Genomic DNA, 14,577 nt, shown 5'->3' with positions numbered 1-14,577 from the left:
TCGGCGGCCGCGTTTCGGCTGGTTTTCCGGCGCGTGACGCGTGGCGGTTTTGCGTGGCGCGGCGTCGGCAGCGGGCGCGTTGCCAGTCGAAGCGCGGCGAGTCGCGGCGCGGGCTCGCTGCGTCGTGCCCGGTTCGCTTGCCGTGGTGGACTGTGCGGCAGCGAGGCTTGCCGCTTTCCGTGCCGCCGCCGTGTGAGCCGTGACTTTCGTCGAGTGTGTCGGGCCGGCCGGCGCGTCGAGCTTCGGCGGCTTGCGCTTGCCGGTCAGCTCGGCCCAGCGCTTTTCCAGCGCGCCCTCGGCGATCGGCTTGATGATCGTTCCCGAACTCTGCGCGTCCCACGTCTGCACCGACAACGGATGCACGCGCAACTGCTCGCGCGGAATCACCGGCGCCTGATGCGCGTCGACGAGCCAGTCGTAGACGAAGTCGATGCATAGCCGGTAGCCGCGTTTGGTCGACGGATCGGGGACTTCGTAGGGCGCGCGCGTCACGTAGCCGGAGCCGAAAACGCCCTTCGGCTGCTGGGCGACGCGATGCAGGAACACGCGGTCGCCGGGCAGGATGCCGCGCGCAAAACCGCAGCCCCATACATCGGCTACCGCCTCGCCGGCGGCAACGCGTTTCGCGATGTCGGGCAACTCGGGCCACGGCCATTTCTTGGGGCTCCAGATCAGCAGGAAGGCGGTCATCGCAGGCTCGAAACAGGATCAGGGAAGGGCGCCGCGCGGCGTCGCGCACGGCCAGGATGCGCACGGCGCTGCACGGACCCATGCGCGCGGGCATGCAGGCGGCAGCTTAACCGATCGGTGGCGTGGTTGCCCGGTTGCGCGGCTGTCCGGTTAACCGTCGCGTACAATTGAGCCCGTCAGGCCATTGCTGCCCGCTTCGCCCGTTCCGCTGCCGATGCCGGCGCGGCGTTCCATCCGGATTTCCCCATGTCTCATGTCGTCAAACGCCGGCCCGATGGCCGGCTGATCCTGTTGCTCGGTGCGCTGGCCGCCTGCGGCCCGATTTCCATCGACATGTATCTGCCGAGCCTGCCGACCATCGCGCAGGCCTTCGCGGTCAACACCGCCGCCGCGCAATCGACGCTCACGAGCTTCATGTTCGGCTTCTCGATCGGCATGCTGCTCTACGGGCCGCTGTCGGATACCTACGGGCGCCGGCCGATTCTGCTCGGCGGCATCATCATGTATGCACTCGCGAGCATCGCGTGCGCGCTGTCGTTCTCGATCGGCTCGCTGATCTCGTTCCGCTTCGTGCAGGCGTTGGGCGCGGGCGCGGCGTCGGTGCTCGCGCGGGCGATCGCGCGCGACGCGCACGAGCCGGGCGACGCCGCCCGCGTGCTGTCGATGATCGCGATCGTCACGTCGATCGGCCCGCTGCTCGCGCCGCTGATCGGCGGACAGTTGCTGCTGCTCGGCGGCTGGCGCACCGTGTTCGCCGCGCTGACGCTGTTCGGTTCCGTGTGCGCGGTGACCGCGTTCCTCAAGGTGCCGGAGACGTGGCCGCGCGAGAAGCGCGCGCAATCGGCGCTGCTGAAATCATTCGCCGCATACGGCACGCTGCTGCGCGACCCGGTCGCGTGGGGCCACATGCTGTGCGGCGGCATGGCGTTCGCGTCGATGTTCGCGTACATCACGGCGACGCCGTTCGTGTACATCGAATATTTCCACGTGTCGGCGCAGCATTACGGCTTCCTGTTCGCGCTGAATATCGTCGGCATCATGTTCGGCAATTACATGAACACGCGGCTCGTCGGCCGCCTCGGTCCGCTGCCGATCATTTCGTTCGCGGCAACCGTGAGCTTCGTCGCGTCGCTGTTCGTCAGTGTCGTATCGCTGACGGGGTGGGGCGGCTTGTGGTCGATCGTGTTCGGGCTGTTCTTCGTGGTCGGCGTAGTGGGCGTGCTGTCCGCCAATTGCACGACCGACCTGATGCATCGCTATCCGGCCAACGCCGGTGCCGCGGCGGCCGTGTTCGGCGCGGTGCAGCTCGCGCTCGGCGCGTTGTCGAGTCTCGCGGTCGGGCTGTGGCAGGACGGCTCGCCGAAGGGCATGGGTGTCGTGGTCGGCGTGGCGGGCGGTCTGTGTTTCGTCGGGCGGTTTCTCGTGATGCGCTGGCACGCGACCAGGACACCGGTTGCCGCTGTGTGAGCGGTGTACGAGCGGTGCGCGAGCTCGTGTGCATGTCGCGGTTGCCGCATGCCGTGCATTGTCTGATGACGCCGCGAGCATGTCGTGGCCCATACATGGGCATTGTCTGACGACCACGGCGCGCATCTACGGAAAACACCAGGTGTTGTGCGCGCGCCACCGTGTGTTTCAAATTGCATTGCTATGATGAAGCCACTGTTCCTCGGAGCGGCAATCATGGCGATCAAAGACCTGATGAACGGCGAACGGCAACACGCTGCATTCGCCGAAGCGCAAAGGCTGGCAGACAGTGGCGCTTATTACGACTACACCGACATCGAATACGTCTTGCGCTTTGATTACGGTTTGACCGATGTATCGGCGTTGCTGGATGGCCAGTTGGTGCATCGCGATCTGAATCGTCGTTGCGCGGATGCGCGCGAAAAGCTCGCAATGGCCGACGCGTGATGGCGGCTGTGGCGGGCGTGCGGCTTGGCGGATGAGGCAGGCGGGGTGGGGCGTGGCCCGATGGATTGCCATTACTTTATGTCGTGTGTTTCGAATTCGCCTGATCGTGAAGACGGGTGTTCGTTGTGCGGGCGTTGCGCGCAGGGTCGTCGATGCCGCCCGGACGTTCCCGACTTCTGGAGTGGTTCATGACCGATAGCTCGCACGACCCGCATCTGCCGCGGACGAACAACCCCGCCGCGCTCGCGAAACCCGGCGGTCACTATAGTCACGTCGCGGTTGCGAATGGCTTCGTGTTCGTGTCGGGGCAATTGCCGATCAACGCGCAGGGCGACAAGCTCAACGATGCACCGTTCGAAGCGCAGGCCGAACAGGTGCTGGCCAATGTGCGGGCAGCGCTCGAAAGCGTCGGCAGCAGCGTCGCACAACTGGTGCAGGTGCGCGTTTATGTCGTCGATGTCGAAAACTGGGCGAACTTCAACCAGATCTACGCGCGCTGGGCCGGCGACGCGAAGCCGGCGCGGGCGGTTGTGCCGGTGCCTCAGTTGCACTATGGGTTCAGGATCGAGGTTGAGGCGACGGCGATCGTTTAGTGCCGCCTATCGCATTTACGGGTGCGCGGCGTTGCGTGCTTTTCGACCTGAAGCCGTAGCTGGAACTGGGCTATTCAGCGTCAATTTCGAGCGTCTCGAACTCGACGGCCAGCTCCGCGCCGGCCGTTGCGAGGACTATCGCTATTTGACACCCCGGCGTGTCAGAAAAACGCTCGCTTTTCGAGAGCATGGCGAGTGCGAGATCGTAATTCGTGTCCCCCGGCTCGAGAAGCTTTATCTCAAAGACAATATTATTGGACACGCTGAAATGTTCAACGGTGCAGCGACTGGTTCCGTTAAAAGTAGCGGTTGCGTGCTTCCCGTCATATTCCAGCATGACAATAAGTTTATGCCTGTCGCGAACGGCGAGAGCGTCGATGTTCCAATCGTGGAAGTAGTCAAATTCCTTTAGCTTGTCCATCAAAAAACCTCTTTATCAAGGTAGCAGAGGAAATGCATTTCTCTTATCTCCAATGCCATGGCTGAATGACGAGCCAGAAAAAACAAAACCCCGCAAGTCCTTTGAACTTACGGGGTTTCAGCCGCCATCACTGGCGGAGGCGGTGAGATTCGAACTCACGGAAGGATTGCTCCTTCGCCGGTTTTCAAGACCGGTGCCTTAAACCGCTCGGCCACACCTCCAAGCGGGCGATTGTAGCGTATTTGCCGACCAATCCTCAACCGCACGGCGTGCCGCGAACCGCTCCAATTGACTGCGCAGGCAGCCGCGCACAAAAAGACCAGGCAGGCCAGCAGGCGTGCGTCAGCCTGATTTCTCCGGCGGCGCGTGGGGCGGCGGCCCACCGTGCGATCGGGCGCTTCTTCGCCACGTCCGGTTGCTTCGCAACTAGTGCGGATCTTTCAGAAACAGCGCCTGCAAATCGTTCAGGAACGCCTGGCCGAGCGGCGTCGGCGCAATTTTTTCGTGGTCGCGCGTGATCAGCTTGCGCCGTTCGGCTTCCTGCAACGCCGGTTCGATCGTCGTGATCGACAAGCCCGTGCGCTCGATGAACCGATGCACCGGAAACCCTTCCACCAGTCGCAGCGCGTTCAGCATGAACTCGAACGGCAGATCGCGCGGGCCGACCTCGTGTTCTTCCTGTACGGCCGCGCCGGCCTTCGCCTGCTCGATAAACGTCGCCGGGTGCTTGTAGCGCGCCTGGCGCAGCACGCGATTCGGGAACGACAGCTTCGTATGCGCACCGGCGCCGATGCCGAGATAGTCGCCGAAACGCCAGTAGTTCAGATTGTGTTTGCTCTGCCGATGCGGCTGCGCGTACGCAGACACTTCATAGCGCTCGTAGCCGGCCTCGGCGGTGCGCTGATGGATCCAGTCCTGCATGTCGGCGGACGCATCGTCGTCGGGCAGCGCGGGCGGGAACTTCGCGAACAGCGTGTTCGGTTCGAGCGTCAGGTGATACAGCGACAGATGCGGCGGCGCGAACGACAACGCCATTTCGACGTCGGCCTGGCATTCGGCGAGCGTTTGCTTCGGCAGCGCGAACATCAGGTCGAGGTTGAAATTGTCGAATGTAGTCGCGGCGACTTCGACCGCGTGGCGCGCTTGCGCGGCGTCGTGAATCCGGCCGAGCGCCTTCAGATGCGTTTCGTTGAAACTCTGGATGCCCACCGACAGCCGGTTCACGCCGCTCGCGCGAAACTGCGCGAACTTGTCGGCTTCGAACGTGCCGGGATTCGCTTCGAGCGTGATTTCCGCGTCGGCGTCGAGCGGCAGCAGCGCGCGCACATCCGACAGCAGCCGGTCGAGCCCCGCGGCGGACAGCAGGCTCGGCGTACCCCCGCCGATGAACACCGTATGCACCTGGCGGCCCCAGATCAGCGGCAGCGCCATTTCGAGATCGGCACGCAGCGCATCGAGGTAGTCGCTCTCGGGGAACGTGTCGCCTTTCCACTCGTGCGAATTGAAATCGCAGTACGGGCACTTGCGCACGCACCACGGGAAATGCACGTACAGCGCGAGCGGCGGCAGCGAGGTCAGACGGATGCTGCCCGGCGACGTGAACGCCTTGACGATGCCGTTGCTGACGTCGGCCGGCGTCGGTCGAACCGGAATCACGCTTCCTCCGACAGACGCGCGAGCAGTTGCCGCAGCGCGATCGCGCGATGGCTGCTCGCGTTCTTCACCGCCGGCTCGAGTTCGGCGGCGCTCGCGTTCAGCGACGGCAGATAGAAGTACGGGTCGTAGCCGAAACCGTGGCCGCCGCGCGGCGCGTCGAGGATTTCGCCATGCCAGCGGCCTTCGGCGATCAGCGGTTCGGGGTCGTCCGCGTGACGCACCAGCGCGAGCACGCAGTAGTAATAGCCGCGCCGGTCGCTGACGTCCCGCAGTTCGGCGACGAGGCGGGCGTTATTCGCTGCGTCGCTCTTTTCGCCGCCCGCGCGCTGCGCGTAGCGCGCCGAATAGACGCCCGGCGCGCCACGCAGCGCGCGCACGCACAGGCCGGAATCGTCGGCGAGCGCCGGCAGGCCGGTGAGCTTCGCCGCGTGGCGCGCCTTGGTCAGCGCGTTTTCGACGAAGGTGGGATGCGGCTCTTCCGCTTCCGGCACGTTGAGCGCGCCTTGCGCGATCAGTTCGATCCCGGCCGCGCCGAGCAGCGCCGCGAATTCGCGCAGCTTGCCCGCGTTGTTCGATGCGAGCACGACTTTCTTCAGCGGCATGCCGTTTTGACCCGCTTCATTCACTGCTGTACTCCCAGCGCCTGCTTCTGCTTCGCGATCAGCGTGCTGATGCCGTCGCTCGCGAGATCGAGCAACGCGTCCATTTCGTCGCGCGAAAACGGCATGCCTTCGGCTGTGCCCTGGATTTCGACGAAGCCGCCCGAGCCTGTCATCACGACATTCATGTCGGTGTCGCACTGCGAGTCTTCGTCGTAGTCGAGATCGAGCACCGGCACGCCGTCGTACACGCCGACCGAAATCGCGGCGACGTAATCGGTGATCGGCGAGCTTTCGATACGGCCCGTTGCCAGCAGTTTCGCGACCGCGTCGTGCGCGGCGACGAATGCGCCGGTGATGCTCGCGGTGCGCGTGCCGCCGTCGGCCTGGATCACGTCGCAGTCGAGGTTGATGGTGCGCGCGCCGAGCTTCTCGAGGTCGAACACCGAGCGCAACGCGCGGCCGATCAGCCGCTGGATTTCCTGCGTGCGGCCGGTCTGTTTGCCGCGCGCGGCTTCGCGGTCGCTGCGGGTGTGCGTCGCGCGCGGCAGCATGCCGTATTCGGCGGTGAGCCAACCCTGGCCGCGGTCGCGCAGAAACGGCGGCACGCTTTCGCTGACGCTCGCGGTGCAGATGACCTTGGTGTCGCCGAATTCGACCAGCACCGAGCCTTCCGCATGCTTCGTGTAATGACGCGTGATGCGCACGTCGCGCAACTGATCGGGTTGGCGGCCGCTGGGGCGTTGAGTATCGTTGCTCATGTCGGAATGGATTGGGATGGGATGGTTCGGAAGAACGGCGCAGGGAAACTGCAATTTTACCGCCGATCGGGTAGCGCGGTGACGCGTATGGAGGGTGCGCATAGTTGCATGCCAGAAGCACGGCTGCGGCACGTGAAGAGCATGGGGATGCGGCGGCAATGCATCGCGGCGCCCGGCAAGAAAGCGCAACGCCCGCCGCGCCGCGACGATGACGGCGCCGGCCGGCGCCAGGCGAGCGCGTGCAAACCCGCATGCGCGCTGGCGCGCGCCGGATGTCGCCGCCAAAAATGGGATAATGCGGATTCCCCGCCTCGCGTCTCGTACACGCCGGGCGTTCCGCTTCTCAGGCCAGACGTCGAACGCATGGCCGCAATCGCGAGAACTACGATGATCTACAGCATGACTGGCTATGCGAGCGCCACGCGCGAACTCGTGGCGGCCTCGGGTACCGGCGGCGTGAGCGTGTCGGTCGAACTGCGCACGGTGAACTCGCGCTTTCTCGATCTGAACTTCCGTATGCCTGAAGACGTGCGCGTCGTCGAACCGACGCTGCGCGAGATGCTGATGAACAAGCTGTCGCGCGGCAAGGTCGACATCCGCGTCAATCTGCAGCGCAGCGAGCAGTCGGCTAACGCGGGGACGGTCAATCACGACACGCTTGCGCAACTCGCGCTGCTCGAGCGCACGGTGCTGTCGACGTTTCCGGAAGCCGGCCGTCTGCGCGCGGGCGAAATCCTGCGTTGGCCCGGCGTGCTGGCCGAAAGCAGCATCGCGCCCGACACGCTGCGCGACGCGGTGCTCGCGTGCGGCAAGCAGGCGATCGGCGATCTGGTCGAGGTGCGTGCGCGCGAAGGCGCGCAGCTCGCGAAGGTGCTGCTTTCCAACGTCACCGAAATGGAAACGATCGTCGCGAAGATCACGCCGCTCGTGCCGGAGCTGATTACGCGGCATCAGCAGAAGATCGTCGAACGTTTGCAGGAGGCGCTGGGCATCGCCGCGCCGGATGCGGCCGCGACGATCGTCTCGCGCGAGGAGATCAACGAGCGGATCCGCCAGGAAGTGACGATGTACGGCGTGCGCATCGACATCGCCGAAGAGCTGTCGCGCCTCACCGCGCACCTGAACGAAACGCGTCATGTGATCGAGAAGGGCGGCAGGATCGGCAAGCGGCTCGACTTCATGATGCAGGAGCTGAACCGCGAAGCGAACACGCTCGGCTCGAAGGCGGCCGCGAAGGAGCTCGCGGATTCCTCGATGACGCTGAAGCTGCTGATCGAACAGATGCGCGAGCAGGTACAGAATCTCGAATAAGGCTGGAGCGCTACACCATGACCGACCATCACACACGCGAACCCGGCGCGCCGCGCCATCCCTATGTGGGCGCTTATCCCGGCAATCTGTTCATGGTCGTCGCGCCGTCGGGTGCCGGCAAGTCGACACTCGTGAACGCGCTGCTCGCGGGCGACGACGCGATCCGTCTGTCGATCTCGTACACGACGCGCCCGCCGCGTCCGAAGGAGCAGGACGGCGAGCACTATCACTTCACGACCGTCGAAGACTTCATGCAGCGCCACGACGCGGGCGAGTTTCTCGAGAGCGCGGAAGTGCACGGCAACTACTACGGCACCTCGCGCGTGTGGATCGAGGAGCAGATGAAAAGCGGCCACGACGTGCTGCTCGAAATCGACTGGCAGGGCGCGCAGCAGGTGAAGAAGCAGTTTCACAACGCGGTCGAAATTTTCATTCTGCCGCCGTCGCTCGAAGCGCTCGAGGAGCGTCTGAAAAAGCGCGGCCAGGACGAGCCGAACGTGATCACGCGACGCCTGCTCGCGGCGGGTGGCGAGATGGCGCACGCGGCCGAGGCGGAGTACGTGGTGATCAACGAGAACTTCGATCGCGCGCTCGCCGAACTGCGCTGTCTCGTCGGCGCGACGCGTTCGCGCTTCGCGTCGCAGTACGCGCGTCACACGCAGCTTTTCATGCAGCTCGGCATCCACCTGCCGCACGCGTGAGCGCGGCGTTGTGCCGAGCACATAAGGTAGAATAAGCAACATACTGAGAAGGAACCCAACATGGCCCGCATTACCGTCGAAGACTGCCTCAAACAGATCCCGAACCGTTTCGAACTCGCGCTTGCCGCAACCTATCGCGCGCGTCAGCTCGCTCAAGGCCATACGCCGAAGATCGAAAGCCGCGACAAGCCCACCGTCGTCGCGCTGCGTGAAATCGCGGCAGGCCAGGTCGGTGTCGAAATGCTGAAGAAGGTGCCGGTTTAAGGCGCGCTGTTTTCCGTTTTCGATTGCCATGTGATTTCGAGTTGCAGACCTGCGTTCAACCCTGACTGCTCCGGAGGCGACCATGAGTGCTACCCCGCCCACCGTGACGGAAGCGGACCACGACGCAGATTCCCCCTCGTCTGCACGCAAGTACATCGACGCGGTCCTCGAACAGTCGTTTCGCCATCTGTTCGGGCCGACCGCCACGCCGGAGCAGCCGCGCCGGCATGACGTCGTTTCCATCGCCAGGCTGACGTCCGTGCTGTCCGGCTATCTGCAGCCGGAAGAGATCAAGGACGTCAAGGCGGCCTTTCATTTCAGCGACGAAGCCCATCTCGGTCAGTATCGCCAGAGCGGCGAGCCCTACATCACGCATCCTGTCGCCGTCGCGGAAATCTGCGCGGGCTGGAATCTCGACGCCCAGTCGATCATGGCGGCGCTCCTGCACGACGTGATGGAAGACCAGGGCGTGACCAAGGCGGAGCTCGCCGAGCGCTTCGGCGCGAAGGTCGCCGAGCTGGTCGATGGTCTGTCCAAGCTGGACAAAATGGAGTTTCGCAATCGCGAGGAAGCGCAGGCGGAAAACTTCCGCAAGATGCTGCTCGCGATGGCGCGCGACGTGCGCGTGATTCTGGTGAAGCTCGCCGACCGACTGCACAACATGCGCACGCTCGGCGCGGTGCCGCCGGAAAAGCGCCGCCGCGTCGCGCGCGAAACACTCGACATTTACGCGCCGATCGCCCATCGGCTCGGCCTGAACAATACTTATCGCGAGCTGCAGGATCTGAGCTTCGCGAACTTCAACCCGCACCGTTACGCGACGCTCGAAAAGGCCGTCAAGGCCGCGCGCGGTAACCGGCGCGAGGTGGTCGGCAAGATTCTCGAATCGGTGCAGCGCGCGATCGCGGATGCGAAGATCGACGCGGAAGTCACCGGCCGCGAGAAAACCATCTTCAGCATCTACAAGAAGATGCGCGACAAGCAGTTGTCGTTTTCGCAGGTGCTCGACGTGTACGGTTTTCGCGTGGTCGTCGAGAGCGCGCTCGAGTGCTATACGTGCATCGGCGCGCTGCATGCGCTCTTCAAGCCGGTGCCGGGCAAGTTCAAGGACTACATCGCGATCCCGAAGGTGAACGGCTACCAGTCGCTGCACACCACGCTGGTTGGTCCGTTCGGTGCGCCGATCGAGTTTCAGGTGCGCACGCGCAAGATGCACGAGATCGCCGAGGCGGGCGTCGCCGCGCACTGGCTGTACAAGAACGGCAGTGCGGATCTGAACGACGTGCAGAAGCGCGCGCACCAGTGGCTGAAGTCGTTGCTCGACATTCAGAGCGAAGCGGGCGACTCGAGCGAGTTCCTCGAACACGTGAAGATCGACCTGTTCCCGGACGCGGTCTACGTGTTTACACCGAAGTCGAAGATCATGGCGCTGCCGCGCGGCGCCACCGCGCTCGACTTCGCCTATTCGATCCATAGCGATCTCGGCAACCAGTGCGTCGCCGTGAAGATCAACAACGAATTGCTGCCGCTGCGTACCGAGCTGAAGAGCGGCGATATCGTCGAGGTCATCACGGCGCCGTATTCGAAGCCGAATCCCGCATGGCTTGGTTTTGTGCGCAGCGGCAAGGCGCGTTCGGCGATCCGCCATTATCTGAAGACGATGCGTCTGAACGAGTCGGTGCAGCTCGGCGAGCGTCTGGTCGATCAGGGGCTGAAGGGCTACGGGCTCGCGCTGTCGGACGTGACGCCGGAAGCGTGGGAAAAGCTCGTGCAGTGGACGGGCAACAAGAACCGTCAGGAAATCTTCGCGGACATCGGTCTCGGCCGGCGTGTCGCGGCGGTGATGGCCAAGCGCATCGAGGTGTTGATGAGCGGCCGCGACGCCGACGACGACGGCTCGCGCTCCGAGTCCGGTTCGACGCCGCATGCGCCACCGGTCGTCATCACCGGCACCGAGGGCATGTCGGTGCAACTATCCGCCTGCTGCCGTCCGATTCCGGGCGACGACATCATGGGCTATATCGGCATCGGTCTCGGTATGGCAATTCATACCACCGACTGCCGTGTCGCGCAGCGCATTCACCGGCGCGATCCGGGCCGCTGGATCGATGTTGCATGGGCGCCGCAGCCGGGCCGTCTGTTCGACGTCGCGGTGAAGGTGCTGGTGAAGAACACCAAGGGCGTGTTTGCCCGCGTGGCGGCCGATATCACGTCGGCGGACGCCAACATCGTCCACATCGCGATGGACGAAGATCTGTCGCAGGAATCCACGGTGCTGCGCTTTGTGATCCAGGTCAGCGACCGCGTCCATCTGGCCAACGTGATGCGCCGGGTGCGCACGAACCCGGACGTGATGCGTATTGCGCGCGAACGGCCGAGCGAAGAGGGGCACCACCGTCACGACGGCGGCATGCGGATCGATCGCGAGCGCGCGGATTACTGAGTCGCCCGGCTGCCGTTCTGGCATTGTCGGGTTTTGATGGTACGTGCTCTGCCGGCGCCTTGATTGCATTCCTTCGGCGCTTCGACGCTGTTTCCGCGCGCCGTTTCTTTAATGTAATCAGGCATGCAGGCATCGTTCGTGCGGCTCCTTAGACCTGAACCCGCGGAGAACGCTGATGAACGTATCCGACCTCACTGGCGTGGCGCTCGATTACTGGGTGGCGCGCGGCTTGCACGACTTCGTGCGCGAAATCTATTTCACCGACAGCGGCGAGACCGTGTCGATCCGCGGCAACGATCGCGGTCGCCCGTGGGACGGCCGTTTTACGCCCAGCGCGTCGTGGGAGGCGGCTGCCCTCGTGCTGGAGCGCGCGCGGCGCCTGGAAGTGCGTGAGCAGAGCGACCAGGGCGCGGTATGCGTCGCGGAGTTCGAAGGCGGCCGGCGGCCTGCGGAGGGGCGGGGGGATTCGTTGCGAATAGCGTTGCTGCGGGCGTTCGTCGCGAGCCATTTCGGCGATACCGTGGGCGACGTGCTGCGCGAGCGTCAGGCGCTGACCGGCGCGCGAGCCGAGACGATCAGCGAGCAAACGGTGGGCGGGGTTATCGAGGATTTGCCGAGCCCGGACGGGCAGATCGGAGATATTCAGTCGCCGCCGCGATGATCTGCCGGCGGGAGGGGGGGTAGCGTGCAGGGATATATGTCGGTCGAAAAAAACGACTGAAGGCCGGCCAACAAGGCACCCGGAAAAACAAAGGGCCTTCCGACTGGAAGGCCCTTATAGGTGGCGCGGCTGGCAGGATTCGAACCCACGACCCCTTGGTTCGTAGCCAAGTACTCTATCCAACTGAGCTACAGCCGCACGCTAAAACGTTGATGCCTAACTGCATGAAAGGGGTAAAACTTGAGGGCTTCCCAGGAGAGAAGCCCTCGAATAGGTGGCGCGGCTGGCAGGATTCGAACCCACGACCCCTTGGTTCGTAGCCAAGTACTCTATCCAACTGAGCTACAGCCGCACACAGAAACGAGATTATAGCCAACGGATCCGAAAAATGGAAGCCCATCACGGCGATTTGTGTCGCGGGCCCGATCGTGTAACCTCTTGGGAGGTTGTTGCTAGCTGTTGTTACTGGATCACTATGAACAAGGCCTTTGTCAAAGAGTCGAGCGAAGACGACGATGACGATCTCGACGTTGCCCAGCCCGATGTGCCCGCGGGCACCAAAAACTATATTACGCCCGCCGGCCACCGGCGCATGCGTGACGAGCTGCTGCATCTGATCGATGTCGAGCGGCCGGAAGTGGTCAGGCTCGTGTCGTGGGCGGCGTCGAACGGCGACCGCTCGGAGAACGGGGATTACATCTACGGCAAACGCCGTCTACGCGAGATCGACCGGCGCATCCGCTTTCTGACCAGGCGTCTCGATCTGGCCGAGGTGGTCGATAGCAGCCGGCAGGAGAACGTCGATCAGGTGTTCTTCGGCGCGACGGTCGACTATGCGACCGAGGATGGCGAAGAGCACACCGTGACGATTGTCGGCATCGACGAGGTCGATCTGGATATCGGGCACGTGAGCTGGATTTCGCCGATTGCGCGCGCGCTGCTCAAGGCGAAAGTCGGCGATACGGTCACGCTGTTCACGCCGGCGGGTCCTCAGCCGATCGATATTCTCGACGTCAAATATCCGCCGCGCGATAGCACGGGTTAGCCTGTGTCCGCGGTACGCAAGGACGGGATATAAGCATAAAAAAGGCGCCGCAAGCGGCGCCTTTCTACTGCCAGTGCTTCCGCAGTGCTTAGAAGCGGTGACGCAGACCTGCCGTCACAGCGACCTGCTTGTTGTTACCCGATGCCGCACCGAGACCATTGATGTTGGCATCGACGATAGCACCGTCGTTAGCTTCCTGATACACGCCCTGCAGGTACACGTCGGTGCGCTTGGACAGCGCATAGGCGGTTTGCAGGTTGAACTGGTTCCAGTGGTTATGCGTGCTCGACAGGTTGGCACGCGTGTACGTGTACGCACCCGCGATGCTCAGTGCCGGCGTCAGAGCGTAACGGGCATTGGCTTCAAAGTTCTGGAACTGTGCGCTGTTGGTCGGGAAGCCCACGCCGCCCGTAATGCCGGATGCGCTCTGGCTGATGCCGGCAAGACCTTGCAGGTTCGTCTGCGAGTACACGAGGCCGACGGTCGCCGGGCCGAATGCATAGTTGGCACCCGCGCCCCACGTTTGCTGACGTGCCGCGAAGAACGTGTTGTCGCCCGACACCGCGCCACCCGAGTTGAACGCCGCGGCCGCGCTGTTCGCGCCGTTGCTGTTCAGTTGCAGGTAAGCGGCGGCGATGTTCAGGCCACCCCAGTTGTACGATGCGCCCGCGCTGTACGCGCGGTTGTTCGAGAAGCCGTCAGCCTGGTTCGAGAAGCCGTACAACGCGCCGAACTTGAAGCCGCCGTAGTTGGCGCTCTGGAACTTGACCGAGTTGTTGATACGGAACGAGTTGTTCAGGTTGTCGTTGTCGAACGGGTGTGCGAATTCCGTGCCGCCGTATTGCGTGCCGGTCAGCGCCAGCGGGCCGACGTAGTCGACCATGCTGTCATATTGACGGCCCAGGGTGACGGCGCCGAACTGGTCGCTCGACAGTCCGACGAAAGCCTGACGGCCGAACAGGCGGCTGTTCTGCTTGAGCGTGCCGTCATTGATGCCGAAGCCGTTTTCCAACGTGAAGATGGCCTTCAGACCGCCGCCGAGGTCCTCGGCGCCACGCAGGCCGAAGCGGCTGCCGTTCACCGAGCCGCTCGTCATTTGCCAGTTGGTATGACCGTGCTGGTTGTTCGTATAGGTAATACCGGCGTCGATCAGGCCGTACAGGGTGACGCTGCTTTGCGCATGCGCTGCGGTTGCAAAAACGCTCGTGACGGCAGCGAGCATGAGTGTCTTCTTCATTTGTATAACTCCAAGAGCGAGAGAGATATAAAACCCTGGCTTGGGAGACCTTCACGCGGCGCTGCGAGAAGCGGAATCCACGTGAGAAGCGCGATGATCCGATTCGCGCCGGTTTCCGATTAGGCAGAGTGTAGAGAGACACCTCCGGAGTGGGCGTTCCGATTTTCGCAATAAAGTATTACTCGATGAGAAACGATGCGCGAATGTCATTTGAGCCTTATGGATAAAGGCTTTGCGCGCTATTAAAGGGATTGGAAAGGTGAGTCGGCTGGAATCGCGTT

The 14,577-nt window shown here is 63.5% G+C and carries 14 protein-coding genes, 3 tRNA genes and 1 pseudogene; 9 read left to right on the top strand and 9 right to left on the bottom strand.

The genetic code is table 11. From position 1 onward, the window contains the following. Nucleotides 1–159: 159 nt before the first annotated feature. A pseudogene (locus tag QM685_RS08720) lies at nucleotides 160–690 on the bottom strand (hypothetical protein); the annotation flags it as partial. Between the two features lie 246 nt (nucleotides 691–936). Between QM685_RS08720 and QM685_RS08715 the strand changes: the two are divergent. The 3 genes from QM685_RS08715 to QM685_RS08705 all read left to right on the top strand — a co-directional run bounded on the left by QM685_RS08715 (nucleotide 937) and on the right by QM685_RS08705 (nucleotide 3,197). Then, nucleotides 937–2,157: a Bcr/CflA family multidrug efflux MFS transporter gene (locus QM685_RS08715; RefSeq protein WP_415114802.1), complete on the top strand. Its 1,221-nt coding sequence runs from the start codon at nucleotides 937–939 to the stop codon at nucleotides 2,155–2,157. A gap of 216 nt (nucleotides 2,158–2,373) precedes the next feature. Then, nucleotides 2,374–2,604, top strand: a complete 231-nt coding sequence (locus tag QM685_RS08710) for a hypothetical protein (protein ID WP_415115379.1) — start codon at nucleotides 2,374–2,376, stop codon at nucleotides 2,602–2,604. A gap of 188 nt (nucleotides 2,605–2,792) precedes the next feature. Next, a complete protein-coding gene (locus QM685_RS08705; protein WP_415114800.1) occupies nucleotides 2,793–3,197 on the top strand; it encodes a RidA family protein in 405 nt (134 codons plus the stop codon). Between the two features lie 70 nt (nucleotides 3,198–3,267). Here QM685_RS08705 and QM685_RS08700 read toward each other — a convergent pair whose 3' ends face one another. From QM685_RS08700 to rph, 5 genes are all read right to left on the bottom strand, one after another. Further along, a complete protein-coding gene (locus QM685_RS08700) occupies nucleotides 3,268–3,618 on the bottom strand; it encodes a hypothetical protein (protein ID WP_415114798.1) in 351 nt (116 codons plus the stop codon). Nucleotides 3,619–3,749: 131 nt separating this feature from the next. Beyond that, nucleotides 3,750–3,839 (bottom strand) — tRNA-Ser (locus tag QM685_RS08695). Nucleotides 3,840–4,044: 205 nt separating this feature from the next. Next, nucleotides 4,045–5,274 carry a radical SAM family heme chaperone HemW gene (gene hemW, locus QM685_RS08690; RefSeq protein WP_415114796.1) on the bottom strand — a complete coding sequence of 410 codons (1,230 nt, stop codon included), beginning with the start codon at nucleotides 5,272–5,274 and terminating at the stop codon, nucleotides 4,045–4,047. Further along, nucleotides 5,271–5,876 (bottom strand): RdgB/HAM1 family non-canonical purine NTP pyrophosphatase, encoded by a 606-nt coding sequence (gene rdgB / locus QM685_RS08685; protein WP_415115377.1) that lies wholly within the window; start codon nucleotides 5,874–5,876, stop codon nucleotides 5,271–5,273. The genes hemW and rdgB overlap by 4 nt, the downstream gene beginning before the upstream one ends. Nucleotides 5,877–5,896: 20 nt before the next feature. Then, entirely contained in the window at nucleotides 5,897–6,634 is a 738-nt protein-coding gene (gene rph, locus QM685_RS08680; RefSeq protein WP_415114794.1) for a ribonuclease PH, read from the bottom strand. A gap of 387 nt (nucleotides 6,635–7,021) precedes the next feature. On the opposite strand from rph, the gene QM685_RS08675 reads away from it, so the two are divergent. From QM685_RS08675 to QM685_RS08655, 5 genes are all read left to right on the top strand, one after another. Continuing rightward, nucleotides 7,022–7,945: a YicC/YloC family endoribonuclease gene (locus QM685_RS08675; protein WP_415114792.1), complete on the top strand. Its 924-nt coding sequence runs from the start codon at nucleotides 7,022–7,024 to the stop codon at nucleotides 7,943–7,945. A gap of 17 nt (nucleotides 7,946–7,962) precedes the next feature. Next, nucleotides 7,963–8,646 (top strand): guanylate kinase, encoded by a 684-nt coding sequence (gene gmk / locus QM685_RS08670; RefSeq protein ID WP_415114790.1) that lies wholly within the window; start codon nucleotides 7,963–7,965, stop codon nucleotides 8,644–8,646. 60 nt (nucleotides 8,647–8,706) lie between these two features. Further along, nucleotides 8,707–8,910 (top strand): DNA-directed RNA polymerase subunit omega, encoded by a 204-nt coding sequence (rpoZ, locus tag QM685_RS08665; RefSeq protein WP_006025620.1) that lies wholly within the window; start codon nucleotides 8,707–8,709, stop codon nucleotides 8,908–8,910. An 82-nt stretch (nucleotides 8,911–8,992) separates the two neighbouring features. Then, nucleotides 8,993–11,353 (top strand): RelA/SpoT family protein, encoded by a 2,361-nt coding sequence (locus QM685_RS08660; protein WP_415114776.1) that lies wholly within the window; start codon nucleotides 8,993–8,995, stop codon nucleotides 11,351–11,353. Between the two features lie 175 nt (nucleotides 11,354–11,528). After that, a complete protein-coding gene (locus tag QM685_RS08655; RefSeq protein WP_415114774.1) occupies nucleotides 11,529–12,014 on the top strand; it encodes a phage protein NinX family protein in 486 nt (161 codons plus the stop codon). 121 nt (nucleotides 12,015–12,135) lie between these two features. Here the strand turns inward: QM685_RS08655 and QM685_RS08650 are convergent. Both QM685_RS08650 and QM685_RS08645 read right to left on the bottom strand, forming a co-directional pair. Continuing rightward, a tRNA-Arg gene (locus QM685_RS08650) sits at nucleotides 12,136–12,212 on the bottom strand. Between the two features lie 77 nt (nucleotides 12,213–12,289). Then, nucleotides 12,290–12,366: transfer RNA gene (locus QM685_RS08645), tRNA-Arg, on the bottom strand. A 123-nt stretch (nucleotides 12,367–12,489) separates the two neighbouring features. Here QM685_RS08645 and greB point away from each other — a divergent pair. Continuing rightward, nucleotides 12,490–13,059: a transcription elongation factor GreB gene (greB, locus tag QM685_RS08640; protein ID WP_415114772.1), complete on the top strand. Its 570-nt coding sequence runs from the start codon at nucleotides 12,490–12,492 to the stop codon at nucleotides 13,057–13,059. An 88-nt stretch (nucleotides 13,060–13,147) separates the two neighbouring features. On the opposite strand, the gene QM685_RS08635 is transcribed toward greB, so the two are convergent. Then, on the bottom strand, nucleotides 13,148–14,296 hold the full coding sequence (locus tag QM685_RS08635) for a porin (RefSeq protein ID WP_415114770.1): 1,149 nt from the start codon (nucleotides 14,294–14,296) through the stop codon (nucleotides 13,148–13,150). Between the last annotated feature and the right edge of the window lie 281 nt (nucleotides 14,297–14,577).

It is taken from the genome of Paraburkholderia sp., assembly GCF_047605525.1.
In the GTDB taxonomy this organism is placed as follows: domain Bacteria; phylum Pseudomonadota; class Gammaproteobacteria; order Burkholderiales; family Burkholderiaceae; genus Paraburkholderia.
The sequence above is the reverse complement of the archived record's forward strand: the minus strand, read 5'-3'. Positions and strand labels throughout refer to the sequence as shown.

Excerpts from the sequence above, each read along its gene's own strand:
- QM685_RS08715 (WP_415114802.1), top strand. The coding sequence starts at position 937 with ATGTCTCATGTCGTCAAACGCCGGCCCGATGGCCGGCTGATCCTGTTG.
- rpoZ (WP_006025620.1), top strand. The coding sequence starts at position 8,707 with ATGGCCCGCATTACCGTCGAAGACTGCCTCAAACAGATCCCGAACCGT.
- gmk (WP_415114790.1), top strand. The coding sequence starts at position 7,963 with ATGACCGACCATCACACACGCGAACCCGGCGCGCCGCGCCATCCCTAT.
- rdgB (WP_415115377.1), bottom strand. The coding sequence starts at position 5,876 with ATGCCGCTGAAGAAAGTCGTGCTCGCATCGAACAACGCGGGCAAGCTG.
- QM685_RS08700 (WP_415114798.1), bottom strand. The coding sequence starts at position 3,618 with ATGGACAAGCTAAAGGAATTTGACTACTTCCACGATTGGAACATCGAC.
- QM685_RS08635 (WP_415114770.1), bottom strand. The coding sequence starts at position 14,296 with ATGAAGAAGACACTCATGCTCGCTGCCGTCACGAGCGTTTTTGCAACC.
- rph (WP_415114794.1), bottom strand. The coding sequence starts at position 6,634 with ATGAGCAACGATACTCAACGCCCCAGCGGCCGCCAACCCGATCAGTTG.
- greB (WP_415114772.1), top strand. The coding sequence starts at position 12,490 with ATGAACAAGGCCTTTGTCAAAGAGTCGAGCGAAGACGACGATGACGAT.
- QM685_RS08710 (WP_415115379.1), top strand. The coding sequence starts at position 2,374 with ATGGCGATCAAAGACCTGATGAACGGCGAACGGCAACACGCTGCATTC.
- QM685_RS08655 (WP_415114774.1), top strand. The coding sequence starts at position 11,529 with ATGAACGTATCCGACCTCACTGGCGTGGCGCTCGATTACTGGGTGGCG.
- QM685_RS08675 (WP_415114792.1), top strand. The coding sequence starts at position 7,022 with ATGATCTACAGCATGACTGGCTATGCGAGCGCCACGCGCGAACTCGTG.
- QM685_RS08705 (WP_415114800.1), top strand. The coding sequence starts at position 2,793 with ATGACCGATAGCTCGCACGACCCGCATCTGCCGCGGACGAACAACCCC.
- QM685_RS08660 (WP_415114776.1), top strand. The coding sequence starts at position 8,993 with ATGAGTGCTACCCCGCCCACCGTGACGGAAGCGGACCACGACGCAGAT.